The following is a 21,431-nucleotide window of genomic DNA, read 5'->3' on the forward strand; positions in this document are numbered from 1 at the left end:
ATATATAAGAAAGTCCTAATGAAAATTAGGACTTTTTTTGTGGATTTATTTAAGATTTAGTAATTGGATTTTTTCTTTGCCACACAAATTCATTCATTAATTGATGATAATTTGTAAATAATAAAGTTGCAATATTAATTTACATTTTTAAATCCCCAACACCAATTTGGCAATAGTAAAATAAATAATAATTCCCATGATGTCGTTACTGGTAGTTATAAATGGTCCTGTCGCTAAAGCAGGATCTACACCATATTTATCTAAGACTATTGGAATAAATGTTCCAATTAATGAGGCAATTACAATTACACTCAATAGGGCTATAGATACAGTAATACCAATTATAAATTCGTAGCCAAGTAGAAAATGACTCCCAAGAATTAAAATCCCAGCTAAAATACTTCCGTTTAATAAACTTAAGGATAATTCTTTTAGCAATCGGTTCCATAAACTTCCTGTAATGGAGTTGTTTGCCAAACCTTGCACCACAATAGCACTAGATTGTACACCCACATTTCCCGCCATTGCAGCAATAAGTGGAGTAAAGAATAACAACATTCTGTGACTTTCCATCATTGGTTCAAAAATACCCAATACTTTTACGGAAATAAAACCACCAAATAAAGCCAAAACCAACCAAGGTAATCGCGCTTTGGTCAGTTCCAAAATACTATCATCTGCCTCAACGTCTTGCGATATACCGGCAGCTAACTGGTAATCTTTATCGGCTTCTTCTTTTATAATATCAATAATATCGTCAATTGTAACGCGACCTACTAATCTGCCTAATTCATCTACAACAGGAATGGCTTCTAAGTCATATTTCTGCATAATTCGGGCTACTTCTACATCTTTAGTTTCTACTCTAACGTAATCTACTTTTTTTATGTAAATATCGCTAATTTGCGTTTTGGTGGAAGTGGTCAACAAATCTTTTAACGACAAACGACCTTTCAAACGGTCTTCGTCATCTACTACATAAATTGAATGTACTCGAGTAACATTTTCTGCCTGAAGTCGCATTTCTTTCACGCAAGTTAACACGTTCCAGTTTTCGTTTACTCGTACTAATTCTTTTGCCATAATACCACCTGCGGTATTTTCGTCATATCGTAACAGGTCAACTATATCTTTGGCGTGTTCCACATCTTCAAGCTCCGAAATTACCTGTGCTTTTTTAGATTGCGGTAACTCGGCAATAATATCTGCCGCATCATCCGTGTCTAATTCATCAAGTTCTTCGGCAATTTCTTTTGCAGATAAGGTGCTTAAAATAGTTTCACGAACTTCTTCATCAAGTTCAAGAAGAATTTCTGCAGTAATTTCAGAATCTAATAAGTTGAAAATATAAATGGCTTCAGACGTATCCAAATCATTCATAATTTCAGCAATATCAGCAAAGTGAATTTCATGCAAAATGCTTTCCAATTCAACAATGTTATTTTGTTGAATTAAATTTTCAATTTGCGCGATAAGTTCTTTACTGATTTTAAATTCCATCTGCCGCTATTTTTTGTGTTAAAGAAATAAATTCTTCTACAGATAATTGTTCTGGTCTTTGTGCAAAGATAGTATCTTCTTGTAATTTATCGGATAAATTTAAACTTTTTAAACTATTTCTTAATGTTTTTCTTCTTTGCTGAAAAGCCGTTTTCACCACTTTAAACAATAATTTTTCATCGCACGGCAAATCGTAATTTTCTTTTCGCGTCATCCGCATCACACCCGAATCTACTTTCGGTGGCGGATTAAAAACCGTTGGTGGTACCGTAAATAAGTATTCAACATCGTAAAAGGCTTGTGCCAAAACGGATAAAATACCATATACTTTACTGCCTTTTTTACTGCAAATTCGTTCTGCCACTTCTTTTTGAAACATTCCTGAAAATTCTGGAATAAATTGACGTAATTCTAAGGTTTTAAACACAATTTGCGTGGAAATATTATAAGGGAAGTTCCCAATTATAGCAAATTGCTCGTCTTTAAAAGCCGTTTGCCAATCGTGACGCAAAAAATCTAAAGAGAAAATCTTGTTTGCTAATTTTAAATAATTGGCTTCTAAATAGGTTACGGATTCCTTATCAATTTCTACAACATAAGTTTCGTAAGGTTTTTCTAATAAATATTTAGTTAAAACTCCCATTCCGGGACCAATTTCTAATACTTTTTTGTAGTTAGAACCTACCAACGAACCGGCAATTTGCTGCGCAATGCCTTCATCTTTAAGAAAATGCTGACCTAAATGTTTTTTGGCTTTAACTGACATATATTTTATTTAAATTTCAACTTCGTAAATCCCAATTCGTAAATGAATTAGTTTTCATTACCGAAAAACTCGTTTAGTACTTCTAATTCTGTTCTAAAAGCCAACATTTTATCACCAAACAAGCGTATCCCTTCTTCTCGTAATTTAGGAGCAAAAGTGTTGTAATAATCTTGAAGTTTTTCCTTACTTTCTGAGGAATATTGAATAGAATAAGTAGTTCCTCCCATTTCTTCTTCCACTAAAACTTTTGAAAGTTTCGCTTTATAAAAACAGCCGGTAGCCAAAACGTCTCCAATATGTTTGGTCTTTAACCAATTTAACCATTGGTCGTGAACACTGTCGTCTATATTTATGGTAACATTATAAATAATCATATGCTTAATTTTTTACAAAGATACTTTTTAAATATCAAAGTTCAATGCCAATTCAAATTTCAAAAATAGCAACAATTCATTTCTTTTTTATTTGGGCGTGCCCCTATGGGTCGGGCTTTCCGCTCCCGCTTTTTTTGTTCCGAAGAAAAATCGGAACAAAAAAGAGCTCCACTTCAATCCCTCACGCATAAACCTGCAATTCCATCGCTTAAGTTGTAAAGAGATTTCAAAAATTTCAAAAATTTCTCCAATTTGTGTTCAAAAACAAAAAAACTTCCAACTTCCAACATCTAACTTCCAACTTCTAATTATATTTGTAAAATGAATGAAAATTTAGATCCGAACAAAGAGCGTTTTACGCCACAAGAATTAGATATTGAAAAAGCACTGCGACCGTTAAGTTTTGACGACTTTGCAGGACAAGACCACGTGCTTGAAAATTTAAAAATATTTGTGGCAGCAGCAAACCAACGTGGTGAAGCGCTTGACCACGCCCTGTTTCACGGTCCTCCGGGATTAGGAAAAACTACTTTAGCGAGTATTTTAGCTAACGAATTGGGTGTCGGTATCAAAATTACATCGGGTCCAGTATTAGATAAACCAGGCGATTTAGCAGGTTTGCTAACCAATTTAGAAGAACGAGATGTGTTATTTATTGACGAAATTCATCGCTTATCGCCAATAGTAGAAGAATATTTGTATTCTGCTATGGAAGATTATAAAATTGACATTATGATTGAATCGGGTCCAAATGCCCGTTCGGTTCAAATTAATTTAAATCCGTTTACGTTAGTGGGCGCCACTACACGTTCTGGTTTGTTAACCGCACCAATGCGTGCCCGTTTCGGAATCCAGAGTCGTTTACATTATTATAATACTGAATTATTAGCCACTATTATCGAAAGAAGTTCGGGAATATTAAAAGTGCCTATTGATATAGAAGCCGCTATAGAAATTGCTGGAAGAAGTAGAGGCACACCTCGTATTGCCAATGCTTTATTACGAAGAGTTCGCGATTTTGCTCAAATAAAAGGAAACGGAAGCATTGATATAGAAATAGCACGTTACGCCTTAAAAGCCCTAAATGTAGATGCCAATGGTTTAGACGAAATGGACAATAAAATTTTAACGACTTTAATTGACAAATTCAAAGGAGGGCCTGTTGGATTAACCACCTTAGCCACAGCAGTATCAGAAAACGGAGAAACAATTGAAGAAGTATATGAACCTTTTCTAATTCAAGAAGGCTTTTTAATGCGAACACCCAGAGGCCGTGAAGCTACCGAAAAAGCATACAAACATTTAGGAAGAATAAAAAACCTAAACCAAGGGGAACTTTTTTAGTTTTATTTTTATGCTTAGCTCAAAGTCAGGAGACTTTGTGGAGCGGGAGCTATCGGATTATTTTAATCATTATGAGAAAAACATATTTAAAATATATATTAATTATACCTTGTTTATTAATTGGAATATTTTTTTATTGGTATTTAAATCCAACAAATGAAGATCAAGATTTTCATTTGCAGTATTTATTATCTGATCCTAACAATAATTTTTATAAAGAAAGAAATTCAAATTTTAGTAAAGAAAAATATACATATAATAATGAGATATATAGTAATGACATTGAAAAGTATAAATTGATTATTCATTCTATAGATTTTACAGAGTTTGGAGAGAAAGTATTAATAGTCACAGATTATTTTGATAATAATTTAAGAGAAGTAAACTTGACATACATAAATAAAAAAGGAATATATACTCCAATTGAAATAATAAAAAGTAATGACACTATATATATTTATCAATTATTAGATATTCCAAATAATGATAAGAATTTAATATACAAGGGTTATAAAACCCGATAGCTCGGATTTGCAATCCCTGCCCACAAAGTGAAAAGAGAAACATAAACTACAATGACAAAAATTTGTAGTTTTTTTATTTGGTTATTATTATAGTAGGTGTGAATTGAAAATCTTCGCTACCGAAAAAGCCTACAAACATTTAGGCAGAATAAAAAACCTAAACCAACGGGAACTTTTTTAGTTTTATTTTAAGAGCAGTACAATTTTGTGCAGCTTTTTTTAGCTCTTTTAATAAATAAACAAAGAAACTATAAGTTTTTAGTCAATCGTTATTGTTATTTCATTGCTTATTTTATCTTTGTGAGTTGATGCTAATGATTATATATGTCTACAGATAATAATAAAAGAAGAGAAGCTTTACTATACCACGCCAAACCAACACCAGGAAAAATCCAGGTAGTACCCACAAAAAAATATGCTACACAACGTGATTTGTCTTTGGCTTATTCTCCAGGAGTGGCAGAGCCGTGTTTGGAAATCGCAAAAGATGTAAATAACGTTTACAAATATACGGCTAAAGGAAATTTAGTAGCCGTTATCACCAATGGAACGGCTGTTTTAGGTTTAGGCGATATAGGTCCGGAAGCTTCTAAACCAGTAATGGAAGGCAAGGCCTTACTATTTAAAATATTTTCTGACATAGATGTTTTTGATATTGAAGTAGATGCTACTGATATTGATAAATTTGTAGAAACTGTAAAAGCAATTGCCCCTACTTTTGGTGGCATTAATTTAGAAGATATAAAAGCACCAGAATCGTTTGAAATAGAACGAAGATTGGTGGAGGAATTAAACATTCCCGTAATGCATGACGACCAACATGGTACGGCAATAATTTCGTCAGCCGCACTTTTAAACGCGTTAGAAATTGCAGAAAAAGACATTTCTAAAATAAAAGTCGTAGTTTCTGGTGCGGGTTCAGCTGCTTTGGCATGCGCTAATTTATACGTATTATTAGGCGTAAAACCTGAGAATCTTTACATGTTCGATGTAAATGGGTTATTAACCACTTGCAGAGATGATGTTTCCGAATTACAAATGCGTTACGCAAAATCATGTGATCCGGCTTCTTTATCGGAAATAATAAAAGGTGCCGATATGTTTTTAGGATTATCTGTAGGAAATATATTAAAACCAGACATGTTATTGACAATGGCAGCCAATCCAATTGTGTTTGCTATGGCCAATCCAGTTCCTGAAATTGATTATAACGTTGCAATAAATACTCGTGAAGATATTATTATGGCTACAGGTCGTTCTGATTATCCAAACCAAGTAAATAATGTATTAGGATTTCCTTATATTTTTAGAGGCGCTTTAGATGTTAGAGCCAGAAAAATTAATGAAGCTATGAAAATGGCTGCCGTAAGAGCTTTGGCAGAATTAGCGAAATCACCTGTTCCAGAACAAGTGAATATTGCATACGGCGAAAAGAAGTTGGTTTTTGGAAAAGATTATATTATTCCAAAGCCTTTTGATCCGAGATTGATTTCAACCATTTCTCCCGCAGTAGCAAAAGCAGCAATGGAAAGTGGTGTAGCGGATATAGAAATTACAGATTGGGAAAAATACGCAAGCGATTTAGAAGAACGCTTAGGTAATGATAACAAAATTGTAAAATTACTTACAAACAGAGCTAAAACCGATCCAAAAACAATAGTTTTCGCTGAAGCCGATCAGTTAGATGTTTTAAAAGCGGCACAAATTGTTCATGAAGAAGGAATTGGAATTCCAATTTTATTAGGAAACGTAGAAATTATTCAAGAATTAAAAGAAGAAATTGGATTTGATGCGGATTTGAAAATCATCGATCCAAAATCTAAAGACGAAAATAAAACTAGAGAAAAATACGCACAATATTTTTGGAAAACCAGACAACGTAGAGGAACATCTTTACTAGATGCGCAAAAATGGATGCGTGAACGCAATTACTTTGCTTCAATGATGGTAAATGCCGGTGATGCAGATTGCATGGTTACGGGATATTCGCGAAGTTATCCAAATGTGGTAAAACCCGTGATGGAATTAATTGACAAACAACAAGGTGTGTCTAGAATTGCTACAACAAATATCATGAACACCAAACGTGGTCCATTATTTTTATCGGATACCGCAATTAATCCAAATCCATCTGCTGAAGAATTAGCAAAAATTGCTTTAATGACGGCTAAAACAGTACGATTGTTTGGTATTGAACCAGTTATTGCTATGATTTCGTTTTCTAATTTTGGCTCTTCTTCTCATGAAAGCGCAATTAAAGTAAGACAAGCAGTTAAAATTTTGCACGAAAATTATCCTGATTTAATAGTAGATGGTGAAATTCAAACCGATTTTGCATTAAATGCGGATATGTTAAAAAGTAAATTTCCGTTTTCTAAATTGGCCAATAAAAAAGTAAATACGCTGATTTTTCCAAATCTAGATGCTGCAAATATTACCTACAAAATGCTAAAAGAATTAGATAAAGTAGTTTCTATTGGTCCAATTATGATGGGATTAGAAAAACCGGTACATATTTTTCAATTAGGTGCCAGTGTAGAAGAAATGGTTAATATGGCAGCGGTTGCTGTTGTTGATGCGCAAGAAAAGTTGAAGAATAAGTTGAAAGTAAAAAGTAAAAAGTAAAAAAGAACACTTATATTACCTTATATTACTTATATGGTTATAAAAAAAATAAAATTATGATAGCACATATTCAAGGAAAACTAGTAGAAAAAACACCAACAGAAGTGGTTATAGAATGCCATGGTGTGGGGTATGAAATTCATATTTCATTGCATACCTATTCTCAAATTCCGGATTCCGAAAATGTGAAATTATTCACCTATTTACAAGTAAAAGAAGATTCACATTCACTATTTGGCTTCGCAGACAAAAAAGAACGAGAATTATTTAAACTATTAATTTCTGTTTCAGGAATTGGTGCTAGTACGGCAAGAACCATGCTTTCGTCATTAAATCCAGAACAAATCATTCAAGCTATTGCAGCAAATGATGTTGGCACAGTGCAATCTATCAAGGGAATTGGTTTAAAAACGGCACAACGCGTTATTTTAGATATTAAAGACAAAGTATTAAAAATATATGCAATTGAAGAAATTTCTGGAAGTTCATACAATACAAACAAAGAAGAAGCGTTATCTGCTTTGGAAGTTTTAGGATATATTAGAAAAAACGCCGAAAAAGTAGTAGAAAAAATTATTGTTAATTCGCCAGTAGCCACTGTAGAAGAATTAATAAAACAAGCATTAAAAGTATTATAATTTGAAAAAATTACTTAAAAATATAGTTTCAAGAACAAGCATTGTAATTTTTATGATGTTTTTAAGCGTGTATAATTATGCGCAAACAACACCAGTTAAAGCACAAGATTCAGTAAAAACTGGCTATAGTTTGGGACAATTTTCTTTGCCAAATCCTAAAAGTATTATTGATGGCTATACGTATGATCCCGTTTCCAATAAATATATTTACACGGCTTCGGTAGATGGTTTTTCTATTAATTATCCATTAATTTTAACTCCAGAAGAATACGAAAAATTGGTTTTAAAAGAAACCATGAGAAAGTATTTCCAAGACAAACAAAATGCAGTTGATGGAAAAAGAGCAGGTTCTGAAGAAGCAAGAAAAAACTTATTACCACGATTTTATGTAAATAATAAATTTTTTGAAGCCATTTTTGGAGGTAATACGATTGATGTTAAACCCAGTGGTTCTGTTGAAGTCGATTTAGGTATCCGATTTACTAAACAAGACAATCCTTCTTTTTCTCCAAGAAATAGAAAAACTACAGCATTCGATTTTAATCAACGAATTTCAATGGGTTTACAAGGAAAAGTAGGGACAAGATTGAATGTTAACATTAATTATGATACCCAATCTACGTTTGCTTTTCAAAATTTAATAAAATTAGATTACGCTCCAACTGAAGATGATATTTTACAGAAAATTGAAGTAGGAAATGTAAGTTTTCCAATTTCAAATTCTTTAATCCGTGGGGCACAAAGTTTATTTGGAGTAAAAGCGCAATTTCAATTTGGAAAAACAACTTTTACAGGGGTTTTCTCGGAACAAAAATCGCAATCAAAATCCATAACCACTCAAGGTGGTGGAACCATTCAAGAGTTTGACTTTTTTGCTTTAGATTATGATTCGGATAAACATTATTTCTTATCACAATATTTCAGAAATAATTATGATAATGCCCTAAGAAATTATCCAGTAATTGATTCTCGTGCAAAAATTACCAGAATTGAAGTTTGGATTACCAACAAACAAAATAGAGTTACTAATACAGACAATAATCTTAGAAATGTATTGGCTTTACAAGATTTAGGAGAATCAAAATTAACTACTATTCCAGATAATGAAGTTGTGGGTCTAGATTTAGCTTTAAACCCAACTTTTTTTAATGTAGCAGCTGATTCGCCAACAGATAATAAAAATAACAAGTTCAATCCTGGTACTATTGGACAAGCAGGTAGTTTTTTAACACCAGCCATACGAGAAATCGCAACGGCATCTTCAGGCTTCAATTTAGTGTCAAATTCTACAAGTACCTTTTCGGAAGGAATTGATTATTCGAAATTAGAAAACGCCAGAAAATTAGCCACTACTGAATATACGTTTCATCCACAACTAGGATACATTTCCTTAAATCAGAAATTGCAAAATGATGAGGTTTTAGCGGTAGCGTATCAATACACAATTGGTGGAGAAGTGTATCAAGTAGGAGAATTTGCTAATGACGGTTTAGAATCTACAACAGTTGATCCTGCAGGAGTACCAAGCACGCAAGCTTTACTTTTAAAAATGTTAAAAGGAAGTTTAATCAACGTAAGTGAACCAAGTTGGGATTTAATGATGAAAAACATCTATCAAATTCCAGGTGGAAATCAATTGCAACAACAAGATTTTAAATTCAATATTTTATACCAAGATCCTTCGCCTTTAAATTACATTACACAAGCTGGTATTGATGCATTGCCTTCAAATGTTGCCAACACACCTTTATTGAAAGTATTCAATTTAGATAAATTAAACTTCACGAATGACCCGCAGCCAAACGGAGATGGTTTTTTTGATTTTTATCCAGGAATTACTGTAGATTCTCAATACGGAAGAATTATATTCTCTACAGTAGAACCTTTTGGTAAACACTTATTTAATAAATTAGATGTTACTACCTTAACGGAAGATTACGACACGCCATTGTCATACAATTCAAACCAAGCAAAATACGTTTTCAGAACTTTATATAAATCTACACAAGCCGCTGCTTTACAAGAGAGTTCAAAAAACAAATTCAAATTAAAAGGAAGTTTTAAATCTTCCGCGGGCGATGGTATTTCTTTAAACGCGTTTAATGTGCCGCAAGGAAGCGTTGTGGTTACTGCAGGTGGTAGAGTTTTAGTAGAAGGGGTAGATTATACCGTTAATTATCAGGCTGGTAGGGTACAAATTTTAGATCCGTCATTAATGGCGTCTAATACACCCATAAATGTGTCATTAGAAAACAATTCGGTATTCGGACAACAAACCAAACGATTTTATGGTTTAAATGTAGAGCATAAATTTAATGAGAAGTTTTTATTAGGTGCGACTTTCTTGAAAATGACAGAAAGACCTTTTACGCAAAAAGCCGATTACAATCAAGAATCTGTTAACAATACCATTGTTGGTTTAAATACTAATTTTTCAACTGAAGTGCCTTTTTTAACAAGGTTAGTAAATAAACTACCAAACATTGAAACAGAAGCGCCTTCTAATTTGTCTTTCAGAGGAGAATTTGCTTATTTGTTTCCAAATGCTCCAAAAGCTGCAGATTTTAATGGCGAACCAACTTCGTATATTGATGATTTCGAAGGCACGCAATCTAATATCGATTTGAAATCGCCTTTGGCCTGGTCGTTAGCGAGTACGCCAATAGGTTTTGGAGGTGAATTAAATGAAGATGATCGAGTTTATGGATATAAAAGAGCTAAACTTTCCTGGTATAATATTGATCCAATTTTTTATGTAAACAAGCCAGCAGGAATTACTGATAACGATATTTCTAGCAATAAAACAAGACGTATTTTTAGTCAGGAATTATTTCCTAATACGGATATTCCTCAAGGACAAACCAATGTAATTAACACTTTAGATTTAACGTATTATCCAAGAGAACGAGGACCATACAATTATAATCCAATTGCTGCATCAAATAACCAATTTCCTGCTATTGATGCTCCAAATAATTGGGGTGGAATTATGCGTGCCATTAATACTACAAATTTTGAACAATCTAATGTAGAATATGTGCAGTTTTGGATGATGGATCCATATTTCGGAACCACAACAGACGTTACAAATCCTTCAAATACCGGAACATTAACCTTGAATTTAGGAGAAATTAGTGAAGATATATTAAAAGACGGAAGAAAATTATACGAAAATGGTTTGCCAGAAAATGGAGGTGCTCAGCCTACTTATTCAACGAACTGGGGTAAAGTACCCGCTTCTCAATCATTAATTTATGCTTTTGATACCAATGAAGCCAATAGAGGGGTTCAGGATGTAGGTTTAAATGGTTTAAATGACGTTGAAGAAAAAATTAAACATCCAGCTTTTGCGGCTTTTTCTGACGCTTCTGCAGATAATTATCAATATTACTTAAATACAACGGGTACTATTTTAGATCGCTATAAAAATTATAACGGATTTGAAGGGAATTCTCCCACTACAGTAACGGATACTAACAGAGGAAATTCAACGATTCCTGATGTAGAAGATTTGAATAGAGACAACACTATGAATACGATAAATGCGTATTATAAATTTAATATTCCAATTTCTCCAAATCCAGTTGTTGGACAAAATTATGTGGCTGATGTATTAACTACAACTGGTTCTGTACCAAACGGAAATGCCATTCCAGTAAGGTGGGTGCAATATAAAATTCCTATTTTAGAAGCTACTGCTGCAAATGTTGAAGGGCCAATTACTGATTTTAGAACCATTCGTTTCATGAGAATGTTTTTATCTGGATTTAATGATGAAGTAACACTTCGTTTGGGATCGTTAGATTTAGTTCGAGGCGAATGGAGACGATACGTGTATACACTAGATGCCTTAGATGCTGATGTAACTAATGATGACACTGGTTTTGATGTAGTAGCTATAAATATACAAGAAAATGCAAACAGAAGCCCTATTCCATATGTGGCTCCTCCAGGAGTAGATAGAGAACAATTCTTTAATAATAATACGGTTATCAATCAAAATGAACAATCTTTATCTTTAAGAGTGTACAAAAAAGATCCTGCAAATGTAGGTTTAGGAGGATTAGAAGAAAATGATTCAAGAGCCGTTTTTAAAAATGTAGATGTTGACATGCGTCAGTACAAAAAGCTACGTATGTTTTTACACGCGGAGCCTTTCAAATCAGATTTAGGAAGTGGTACAGATTTAAAAGATGATGAATTGGTAGCATTCATTCGTTTAGGAAATGATTTTACAGATAACTTTTATCAAATTGAAATGCCTTTAAAAGTAAGTTCTTTAAGCGCCAGAACAGCAGAAGATATTTGGTTAGCAGATAATGAAATTGAATTGCCTTTGGCCTTATTATCTAAAATTAAAAGTCTAAATATTGCTGGTGATGGTTCAATTGTTCCAGATGCTAACGGAATTGCATTTTTAAATGAAAGTGCTTTGGGTTCATCAAAAAGCAGATTAAATATTGGTATTAAAGGAAATCCTAATTTCGGGCAAGTAAGAACCTTAATGATTGGGGTGAAAAATCCAAACCCTTCATCTACAGGACCTTTAAGAGGAGAAGTTTGGTTCAACGAATTGCGTATGTCTGATATTGACAACAAAGGCGGTTATGCTGCAGTAGCTAATTTAGATACCAATTTAGCCGATTTCGCCACTTTTTCTGCAACGGGGAGAATTAGCACCATTGGTTTTGGAGCATTAGAACAAGGGCCAAACGAAAGAAGTAGAGAAGATGTTAAACAATACGATATCGTATCAAATTTTAATGTGGGTCAAATTTTACCTAAAAAATGGAAATTAAATTTACCATTTAATTATGCCGTGGGCGAACAATTAATCACACCAAAATACGATCCTTTATTTCAAGATTTAGAATTAAAAGAAGTAATAGCCGCGGAAGCAAATCAGAATAAAAAAGAAGAAATTCAAAATCGTGCTATTGATTATACTAAGCGAACTAGTGTTAACTTTATCGGTGTAAAAAAAGATAGAGGCGACAAACAAAAACAATATTTTTATGATGTAGAAAACGTTACGCTCTCTTATTCATTCAACGAAATGTTACATCACGATTATCAAGTAGAAAATTTGGTAGATCAACAACAAAAAACTTCTTTAGATTACGCGTATTCATTTAAAACGAAATCTATAGAACCTTTTAAGAAGAATAAATTTTTCAAGAAAAGCGGATATTACAAAGCAATTAGCGATTTTAATTTTAACTTTTTACCAAGTAATGTTACGTTTAATTCAAATATTACCAGACAATTTAATCGTCAACAATTCAGATTAATTGATGTTCAAGGTATTGGTTTGGATCCGTTATATAGAAGAAATTATTTTTTCAATTATCAGTATGGCGTAAATTTTCCAATCACAAAATCTTTAAAATTAAATTATACAGCTGCGAATAATAATATCGTACGTAATTATTTTGATACACAAAATAATCCAATTAACGATTTAGATATTTGGAATGATTACTGGAATTTTGGTACAGCAAACACACACAACCAACAAATAACAGCTAATTACGATTTACCAATAAATAAAATTCCAGTTTTAAGTTTTGTTAAAACTTCTTATGTGTATACTGGAGATTACAGTTGGCAACGATCTTCAGATGCGTTTTCAACTTTTCAAGCGTTAGACGGAACAATCTATCAATTAGGAAACACCATTCAGAATGCTAATTCGCATAAAATAAATGCCGGATTAGATATGAATATGTTTTACAAGTACATCGGTTTAACAGCAAAAAAACAGAAAAAACAACCTGCAAACACTAAAAAAGCGCCGCCAAAACCAGGTGAAAAAGTTACCAATACAGCACCAAATCAACCACAAACGGAAGAAAGAAATGCATTTGCTAAATTTGGAATTGGATTACTAACTTCTGTTAAAAACATTCAAGTAAATTATTCAGAATCTGGCGGAACTTTATTGCCAGGTTATTTGCCAGGTTTAGGTTTTTTCGGAAGTTCAAAACCATCTTTAGGTTTCATTTTTGGAGATCAATCAGACATACGATATGAAGCAGCAAAAATGGGCTACCTAACTAATTATCCTGAATTTAATCAGAGTTTTACTCAAATTAAATCTAAAAAATTAGATTATACTGCTAGATTAGAATTGATACCCGACTTAGGAATCGATATAAATGCGGAAAGAAATATCACTGAAAATTATTCGGAACAATATGATGCTGTTGGCGGAAACTACCAATCAAGAGCGCCTTTTAGTACCGGAAATTTTAGTATTTCTACTGTAATGATTAAAACCGCTTTCAACGCCAGTGATGAAAATGAATCTGAAATTTTCGATAGATTCCGAAAAAATAGATACGCAATTGCAATTCGTTTAGCGGAAGATTATTATGGAACAGCAAACTTCCCAAGAGAATTAGATGGTTTTCCTACCAAATTTGGTAAAAATAGCCAACGTGTTTTAGTGCCGGCTTTTTTATCTGCTTATACAGGTGTACAAACCGCTAAGGTTCAAACGGGTTTATTTTCTAATTTTCCGTTACCAAACTGGACATTAAAATATACAGGATTTATGAAGATGGCTTGGTTTAAAGATAATTTTAAAAAGTTCTCAATACAACATGGGTATCGTTCAAGTTATAGTGTAAACGCATACAGAAGTAATTTAAATCCTAGTCCTATTGACACAAAAGGTAATTTGTTTCCAGAGATAATCACTTCTAATGTTAATTTAACAGAGCAATTTAATCCGTTAATTAACGTGAGTTTTGAGTTGAAAAATTCGTTTAATGTAATGGCCGAAGTTAAAAAAGACAGAAGTTTAAACATGAGTTTCGATAACAACTTATTAACGGAAGTACAAGGAAATGATTATACGGTTCGTTTAGGATACAGAATTAAGGGGGTTCAAATTAACTCAAAATTAGCAGACAACGCCCAAGGAATGATTAAAAGCGATATTAATCTTAAAGCCGATTTTACATTACGTAAAAATATGACTATCGTTAGGTATTTAGATTATAACAACAATCAATTAGGAGGCGGACAGAATATTTGGTCATTTAAATTAACGGCAGATTATTCTTTTAGCAAGAATTTTACAGCTATTTTCTTTTACGATCATCAGTTTTCTAAAGCGGTTATTTCTACAGCATTTCCTCTTACAAATATTCGTTCTGGATTTACCTTACGATATAATTTCGGAAACTAATTATTAGTCATAAAGTCGAAAAGTCGAAAGTCATAAAGTCATGATGTCAATCACTTTACGACTTTCGACTTTCGACTTTTCGACATTATGACTTTATGACTTGCGACTTTAAAGAATATAATTTACATTTGTCAAATATAAAAACACAATTATAAAATGAATATACCAGCGAATTTAAAGTACACAAAAGACCACGAATGGGTTTCAATTGATGGCGATGTAGCAACTGTAGGAATTACTGATTTTGCTCAAAAAGAATTAGGAGATATTGTTTACGTTGAAGTTGAAACATTAGACCAATCATTAGCTAAAGATGAGGTTTTTGGAACTGTAGAAGCAGTTAAAACGGTTTCAGATTTATTTTTACCATTAAGTGGAGAAATTATTGAGTTTAATGACAATTTAGAAAGTAATCCAGAAGCTGTAAATTCTGATTCCTATGGAGCAGGATGGATGGTAAAAGTGAAAATTTCTGACGCTTCTGAAGTGGCACAATTACTATCTAGTGAAGAGTACTCGGCACTTATTGGGGCATAATTTTTTTAAAATAACCGCCATTTTCTGGACACTTTTAATTTTTTATTTGTGTTTAAATGATGTACCAAGTTTGCCTTCAATACCTATTGAAAACCTAGACAAAATTATACATTTTATATTTTATTTTGTATTTGTTTTCTTATGGATTATGAGTTTTAAAAATATTTCATTGCGATATTTTTTAATTGTGCTTTTCATAGCACTTTTGCTAGGAATTAGTATTGAATTCTTACAAAAAAACTACACAAAAAATAGGGCTTTCGATTGGTATGATATTGTAGCAAATACTTTAGGCGCAATAACTGGCTTTATTTTAGTAAAATATTACCATAAAACACAAAACAAAAACATCTCACATTAGCTTAGATGTTTTTGTTTAATCTATATTTTTATAAAGAATATTTAAAGTTATTTTTAATTAGATTTTATATTTTGAATTTGCCCTTTAAGTATTGCGAAAACCAAAATCTTCTTACTATCTTTGCATTCGAATAAAAATTCACTTTTGAAAACAACTACCATCACGCTAAAATCAATTTTTTTAGATTTTAAGGAAATTACTAAAGCTGGCTTAGCTATAAGTGTGGTATTTTCTTCTATTGTTGGTTATTTGTTGGGTTTTTCAGACAAACATCCTTTTAGTGTAGTTACTTTATTATTGTTAGCAATTGGTGGATATTGTATGGTTGGCGCCTCAAATATTTTTAATCAAGTCATTGAAAAAGATTTAGATGCAAAAATGGACAGAACCAAAAATCGTCCCTTACCATCTGGACGAATTTCTGTGAATAGTGCCTTAATTTTAGGATTTGTTTTAACGTTTATTGGTTTAGTAGTATTGTATATTATCAATCCAAAAACGGCTATGTTTGGAGCGATTTCTATATTTATGTACGTAAGTTTGTACACGCCATTAAAAACATTAACCCCACTATCTGTCTTTGTAGGAGCTTTTCCAGGTGCCATTCCTTTTATGTTAGGCTGGGTGGCCGCTACAGGAAATTTCGGAATTGAAGCAGGAACTTTATTTATAATTCAGTTTTTTTGGCAATTTCCACACTTTTGGGCAATTGGCTGGTTCTTATTTGAAGACTACGAAAAAGCAGGATTTTTTATGTTACCTACAGGAAAACGCGATACTAAAACAGTAATTCAAATTATTTTATATACCTGTTGGTTACTAATTGCATCCATTTTACCAGTATTCGGTTTCACAGGTCAATTGCAATTGTCTGTAATCGCGGCAGTTGTGGTTTTTTTACTTGGTTGTTGGATGCTATTTTATGCCTTACAATTATTTAAAAATAGAGAAGCAAAAACTGCAAAAAAATTAATGTTAGTTAGCGTAACTTACATAACTTTGTTGCAAATTATTTATGTAATTGATAAATTTGTATAATTCAAGAAATAAACAATAAAGAACACAAAATTTCTATATTAAAAATGTGTTTAAACAAATAAAAATGAAAAGTAGTTCAGAACAAGAAGCTTACGATAAAAAGGCAAAAACATATAAAATGCTGTTGTATTTTGCAATGATAAGCATAATAATGATTTTTGCAGGATTAACTAGTGCTTTTGTAGTAAGTAAACAACGTCCAGATTGGCTAAAAGAATTAGTAATTCCGGTTACATTTACGTATAGTACTATAATATTACTATTAAGCAGCATTACGTTTTATTTGGCTAAAAGAGCTATTATATCAAACAATCATTCTTTAACAAAAGTATATTTATTACTTACTTTAGTACTAGGAATATCATTTACATTTCTTCAATTTAAAGGATTTGATATTTTGTTTAATCAAGGACTTGTTCCTTTTGGTTCTTCAAGTAAAGTTACAGTCTCTTTTTTGTATGCTTTTGTGTTTGTTCACGTGGCACACTTATTTGGAGGTATGATTTCATTAATTTATGTAATTTATAATCATTATAAACAAAAATACAATTCCTCGCAATACCTTGGTATTGAGCTAAGTGGCATCTATTGGCACTTTATGGATTTTATTTGGGTTTACTTGTTTTTATTTTTCTATTTTTTCAAATAGAAAAAAATCAATAAATTTGAAAACTTTTTAACAATAATTATTATATGAGCGCTACGGTTAATAATGAACACGCTTTAGACGGAGGTCCTGGACCAATGGGAGTCACTTACGGTAAAATGATGATGTGGTTTTTCATCGTATCAGATGCTTTAACCTTTTCGGGTTTTATCGCTGCTTACGGATTTTCTAGATTTAAATTTATCGAAACTTGGCCAATTGCCGATGAGGTATTTACGCACTTTCCATTCTTACACGGTGTAAACGCACCTATGTATTATGTTGCATTGATGACGTTTATCCTTATCTTTTCATCAGTAACGATGGTAATCGCTGTTGATGCAGGCCACAAATTACAAAAAACAAAAGTGGCTGTTTATATGTTGCTAACAGTAATTGGTGGTTTTATGTTCTTAGGTTCTCAAGCTTGGGAATGGAAAAATTTCATTAAAGGTGAGTATGGTGCTGTAGAAACTGCCGGAGGTTCTATTTTACAATTTGTGAAAGTAGATAAATCTGAAAAAACAGGATTCAAGAGAGTAAAATTAGAAGAATTTGCAGCTAATTTATCGGAAGAAAGAGAGCAATTAACAAGAGAAAAAGGGGTTTGGTTTATGGAAGAAGACCATGCCTTACCTAATTATTCTGTTACTGAAGTAATGGCTGGATTTAAATCACATCCTGAAATTTTGGTTAGAACCGAATTTATCACAAAGAAAAAAGAAAAAACAGTGCTTTCTCGTACGGAATCAGAAACTAGATTGAAAGATGCGATTTTAGTAGTTGAAGGGGCTAGTTTAATTAGAAACGAATACGGTCATAAATTATTTGCAAATTTCTTCTTTTTCATTACGGGTTTTCACGGTTTCCATGTATTTTCTGGCGTAATGTTAAATATCTTAGTTTTCTTTAATGTATTATTAGGAACCTATGAAAGAAGAAAAAGTTATGAGATGGTTGAGAAAGTTGGTTTATATTGGCACTTTGTCGATTTAGTATGGGTGTTTGTATTTACATTCTTCTATTTAGTTTAATTTTTAGTAAAAATAAATATTATGGCACACGCACACGAATCTAATATGAAAAGAATCTGGACCGTTTTCGGAATCTTATCTATCATCACAACAGTAGAAGTTTATTTTGGTATTACAAAACCAGAGGCTTTATTTTTAGGAACTTTCTTAAGTATGAGTTTACTAAACTGGTTGTTTATTATTTTAACAATCGTAAAAGCATACTATATTATGTGGGCGTTTATGCACTTAGAAGGCGAAAAGAAAAGCTTGCGATGGTCTGTTGTAGCACCACTGGTATTTCTGATTTTATATTTATGTTTCATTATTTTAATTGAAGCAGATTATATATTTGAAGTATTTAAAAATTCTCATTACAAATGGATTTTTTAATAAAATAAATTATAATAATCCCGTTCCAATTCATATTGGAACGGGATTTTTTTTATCTTTGTATTTCAATAGTTAACTTTACTAAAGTGAAAAAATATATCGTATTAACCGTACTCTTCATATTGCCCATAGTGGCGTATATGTTTTTCGCAACAGCCTCACATAATTCCTTATTTCTTCCGGTAATTTCAAAAAATCATCCGGATCTCCCAAACCAATTTGTTTCTTTAAATGGGGAGAAAGTGGTTTTAGATAAAAATATTACTGTTTTAGGGTTTCCTGGAAGTAATATTGATGAAGTAAAAGCCAATCTGTTTAACTTAAATCAAAAAATTTATAACAAATATGAAGGTTTTAAAGATTTTCAAATGGTGATGATTTTACCAGATGGAAATCAAAATAAAATTAAAGCCATAATGCTAGAATTTAGAAGACTTTCTAATGATCTAAAAAACTGGCATTTTCTTTTCGGAAAACCAGAAGCTATTCAAACTTATTATAATACGTTTAATTTTAAAAATGAATTAGATACTTTCACAGGTACTTCTTTTGTTTACATTATTGACAAAGAAAAAAGTTTAAGAGGAAGAAAAGGTCAAAAAATTAAAGGTAAAGTAGAATATAGAGAATGTTATAATACTATTTCTGCTGCAGAATTACACAACGAAATGTCTGATGATGTTAAAATATTACTTCGCGAGTACCGTTTGGCACTTAAAAAGAACAAACGTAAAGATGATTTTAGAGATAAAATTGAACAAGAAGTAATAAAAAAGTAAACAGCTTTTTGTCAAGAGTAACAAATTAAATTTATGAAAAAAAACTCTTATATAGGAATATCATTTATTATTTTATTGTTTGGAATTTGGACAGTAAATGAATTAAGGGTAAGATTTAAAGATAGTGGCTTAGAAAAATTAGCTAAAGTCCCTTCTTTTGAACTTACAGACCAAAGCGGTAAGAAAATATCAGATAAAACGTATTTAGGCAAAGTATATGTGGTTGAATTTTTCTTTTCATCTTGTCCAACAATTTGCCCGAAAATGAACCAAAACATGTTACAATTGCAAGAAAGTTTTTATGGCGACTTAAATTTTGGAATCGCTTCAATCACTATAGATCCTGAAAATGATACAGTAGCCGCCTTAAAAGAGCACGCTAAATCATTAGGTGTAAAACATTCGAATTGGCATTTTTTAACGGGTGATTATGAGTATATTATGAGTATTGCAAATAAAGGGTTTAACATCTTTGCTGGTAAAAATGATAAAGTACAAGGTGGTTTCGAACATTCAGGACTTTTTGCTCTAATTGATAAAGAAGGAAATATCAGATGTCGAAAAGATAAATTTGGTAACCCAATTATGTATTACGATGGCCTTGAACAATCAGGAATTGATGCCATTAAAGAAGATATCAAATTATTATTAAAAGAGTGATTATAAAAATTAATATAATTTCTTCAATCTGTGTTTAATAAAAACAAATTATAAAATGGAAAACAACATCGAAACAAAATACAACAAACTAATAACAGCAGTATCTATTATAATTCCAATTGCTGTAGCTGCTTTATTTGGTGTGAATTTAAGAAAATTAGGTTACGATGTGGAACCTTTAAATTTCCTACCGCCTATTTATGCAACTATTAACGGAATTACCGCAGTTCTATTAGTTGCTGCAGTTTTAGCAATTAAAAATGGTAAAAGAAAACTACATGAATATTTAATGAAAACAGCTATTGCTTGTTCTTTGGCATTTTTGTTAATGTATGTGGCGTACCATATGACTTCTATTTCTGCTGTGTTTGGTGATACAAACCATAATTCTATCTTAGAAGAATCAGAAAGAGTAGCTATTGGTTTTGAAAGAATTAATTATTTGTTTATTCTTATTACTCATATTTCGCTTTCGGTAATTATTATTCCATTAGTATTAATTACTTATGTAAGAGCTTTAGCATATCGATTTGATAAGCATAAAAAATTAGCGAGAATTACTTTCCCTATTTGGTTATATGTAGCCATTACAGGTGTAGTGGTTTATGTAATGATTTCGCCTTATTATGTTAAGTAACGGAAATAGTCAAAAGTCAAGAGTCAAAAGTCAAAAGTATGTATTAACTAATGTTTGTTTTTTACTTTTTACTTGTTTGTTTTTTCTTGAAGGAAACGCACAATGCGCCATGTGTAGAGCTTCTTTACAAAACGAAGCAAACAAATCTGTTGCCGAAGGTGTAAATGACGGAATTGTATATTTAATGGCAATACCCTATATATTAGTAGCGGGTGTTTTTTACGCAGTATGGCGATTAAAACAAAAGAAAAAAGAAGTAGTTCAATAATCTTTCAAAAAACAAACACAAACTTATCTCCCTGAAAGGGTCTCACGCAACGTTTTTCATTTAACAAAAAAAGATGCTTTCAGCATGAACTGTGTTAAAAAGCAAATTTATGGTTAATTAATTTCTAAATAAA

The 21,431-nt window shown here is 31.9% G+C and carries 18 protein-coding genes; 15 read left to right on the plus strand and 3 right to left on the minus strand.

Annotated features, from left to right (window positions below):
* Window positions 1-147 precede the first annotated feature (147 nt).
* Genes mgtE through ABWP78_RS01100 form a run of 3 tightly spaced genes read right to left on the minus strand, consistent with a single transcriptional unit; the run spans window position 148 to window position 2,640 of the window.
* The gene (gene mgtE / locus ABWP78_RS01090) at window positions 148-1,500 is read right to left on the minus strand and encodes a magnesium transporter (RefSeq protein WP_353168054.1); all 1,353 of its coding nucleotides are present in this window, start codon (window positions 1,498-1,500) and stop codon (window positions 148-150) included.
* The gene (rsmA, locus tag ABWP78_RS01095; RefSeq protein WP_353168056.1) at window positions 1,490-2,266 is read right to left on the minus strand and encodes a 16S rRNA (adenine(1518)-N(6)/adenine(1519)-N(6))-dimethyltransferase RsmA; all 777 of its coding nucleotides are present in this window, start codon (window positions 2,264-2,266) and stop codon (window positions 1,490-1,492) included. Before rsmA ends, mgtE begins: the two co-directional genes overlap by 11 nt.
* Window positions 2,267-2,313: 47 nt before the next feature.
* Window positions 2,314-2,640: a DUF4286 family protein gene (locus ABWP78_RS01100; protein WP_353168058.1), complete on the minus strand. Its 327-nt coding sequence runs from the start codon at window positions 2,638-2,640 to the stop codon at window positions 2,314-2,316.
* Window positions 2,641-2,961: 321 nt separating this feature from the next.
* Here ABWP78_RS01100 and ruvB point away from each other — a divergent pair, with 321 nt between their 5' ends.
* The 15 genes from ruvB (at window position 2,962) to ABWP78_RS01175 (ending at window position 21,298) form a co-directional block, all read left to right on the plus strand.
* Window positions 2,962-3,984 carry a Holliday junction branch migration DNA helicase RuvB gene (ruvB, locus tag ABWP78_RS01105; protein ID WP_353168060.1) on the plus strand — a complete coding sequence of 341 codons (1,023 nt, stop codon included), beginning with the start codon at window positions 2,962-2,964 and terminating at the stop codon, window positions 3,982-3,984.
* A 71-nt stretch (window positions 3,985-4,055) separates the two neighbouring features.
* Window positions 4,056-4,508: a hypothetical protein gene (locus tag ABWP78_RS01110; RefSeq protein ID WP_353168063.1), complete on the plus strand. Its 453-nt coding sequence runs from the start codon at window positions 4,056-4,058 to the stop codon at window positions 4,506-4,508.
* 324 nt (window positions 4,509-4,832) lie between these two features.
* Window positions 4,833-7,133 (plus strand): NADP-dependent malic enzyme, encoded by a 2,301-nt coding sequence (locus tag ABWP78_RS01115; RefSeq protein WP_353168065.1) that lies wholly within the window; start codon window positions 4,833-4,835, stop codon window positions 7,131-7,133.
* A 56-nt stretch (window positions 7,134-7,189) separates the two neighbouring features.
* Entirely contained in the window at window positions 7,190-7,771 is a 582-nt protein-coding gene (gene ruvA, locus ABWP78_RS01120) for a Holliday junction branch migration protein RuvA (RefSeq protein WP_353168068.1), read from the plus strand.
* A 52-nt stretch (window positions 7,772-7,823) separates the two neighbouring features.
* Window positions 7,824-14,966: a T9SS outer membrane translocon Sov/SprA gene (gene sov / locus ABWP78_RS01125; protein WP_353168106.1), complete on the plus strand. Its 7,143-nt coding sequence runs from the start codon at window positions 7,824-7,826 to the stop codon at window positions 14,964-14,966.
* Between the two features lie 156 nt (window positions 14,967-15,122).
* A complete protein-coding gene (gene gcvH, locus ABWP78_RS01130; RefSeq protein WP_353168070.1) occupies window positions 15,123-15,503 on the plus strand; it encodes a glycine cleavage system protein GcvH in 381 nt (126 codons plus the stop codon).
* On the plus strand, window positions 15,472-15,864 hold the full coding sequence (locus tag ABWP78_RS01135) for a VanZ family protein (RefSeq protein ID WP_353168072.1): 393 nt from the start codon (window positions 15,472-15,474) through the stop codon (window positions 15,862-15,864). The genes gcvH and ABWP78_RS01135 overlap by 32 nt, the downstream gene beginning before the upstream one ends.
* A 144-nt stretch (window positions 15,865-16,008) precedes the next feature.
* Window positions 16,009-16,902 carry a heme o synthase gene (gene cyoE / locus ABWP78_RS01140; protein WP_353168073.1) on the plus strand — a complete coding sequence of 298 codons (894 nt, stop codon included), beginning with the start codon at window positions 16,009-16,011 and terminating at the stop codon, window positions 16,900-16,902.
* A 64-nt stretch (window positions 16,903-16,966) separates the two neighbouring features.
* The gene (locus tag ABWP78_RS01145; protein WP_353168076.1) at window positions 16,967-17,551 is read left to right on the plus strand and encodes a cytochrome c oxidase subunit 3; all 585 of its coding nucleotides are present in this window, start codon (window positions 16,967-16,969) and stop codon (window positions 17,549-17,551) included.
* Window positions 17,552-17,595: 44 nt separating this feature from the next.
* Window positions 17,596-18,582 carry a cytochrome c oxidase subunit 3 gene (locus ABWP78_RS01150; protein WP_353168078.1) on the plus strand — a complete coding sequence of 329 codons (987 nt, stop codon included), beginning with the start codon at window positions 17,596-17,598 and terminating at the stop codon, window positions 18,580-18,582.
* Between the two features lie 21 nt (window positions 18,583-18,603).
* On the plus strand, window positions 18,604-18,954 hold the full coding sequence (locus tag ABWP78_RS01155; protein ID WP_353168080.1) for a cytochrome C oxidase subunit IV family protein: 351 nt from the start codon (window positions 18,604-18,606) through the stop codon (window positions 18,952-18,954).
* 86 nt (window positions 18,955-19,040) lie between these two features.
* Window positions 19,041-19,733 carry a hypothetical protein gene (locus ABWP78_RS01160; RefSeq protein ID WP_353168083.1) on the plus strand — a complete coding sequence of 231 codons (693 nt, stop codon included), beginning with the start codon at window positions 19,041-19,043 and terminating at the stop codon, window positions 19,731-19,733.
* Between the two features lie 33 nt (window positions 19,734-19,766).
* Entirely contained in the window at window positions 19,767-20,393 is a 627-nt protein-coding gene (locus ABWP78_RS01165; RefSeq protein WP_353168085.1) for an SCO family protein, read from the plus strand.
* Window positions 20,394-20,448: 55 nt separating this feature from the next.
* Complete coding sequence (locus ABWP78_RS01170) at window positions 20,449-21,030, plus strand: DUF420 domain-containing protein (RefSeq protein WP_353168088.1); 582 nt, start codon at window positions 20,449-20,451, stop codon at window positions 21,028-21,030.
* Window positions 21,020-21,298, plus strand: a complete 279-nt coding sequence (locus ABWP78_RS01175) for a CAMCR motif-containing small membrane protein (RefSeq protein ID WP_353168090.1) — start codon at window positions 21,020-21,022, stop codon at window positions 21,296-21,298. The genes ABWP78_RS01170 and ABWP78_RS01175 overlap by 11 nt, the downstream gene beginning before the upstream one ends.
* Window positions 21,299-21,431 lie beyond the last annotated feature (133 nt).

Source organism: Flavobacterium sp. (assembly GCF_040402955.1).
Classification (GTDB): Bacteria; Bacteroidota; Bacteroidia; order Flavobacteriales; family Flavobacteriaceae; genus Flavobacterium.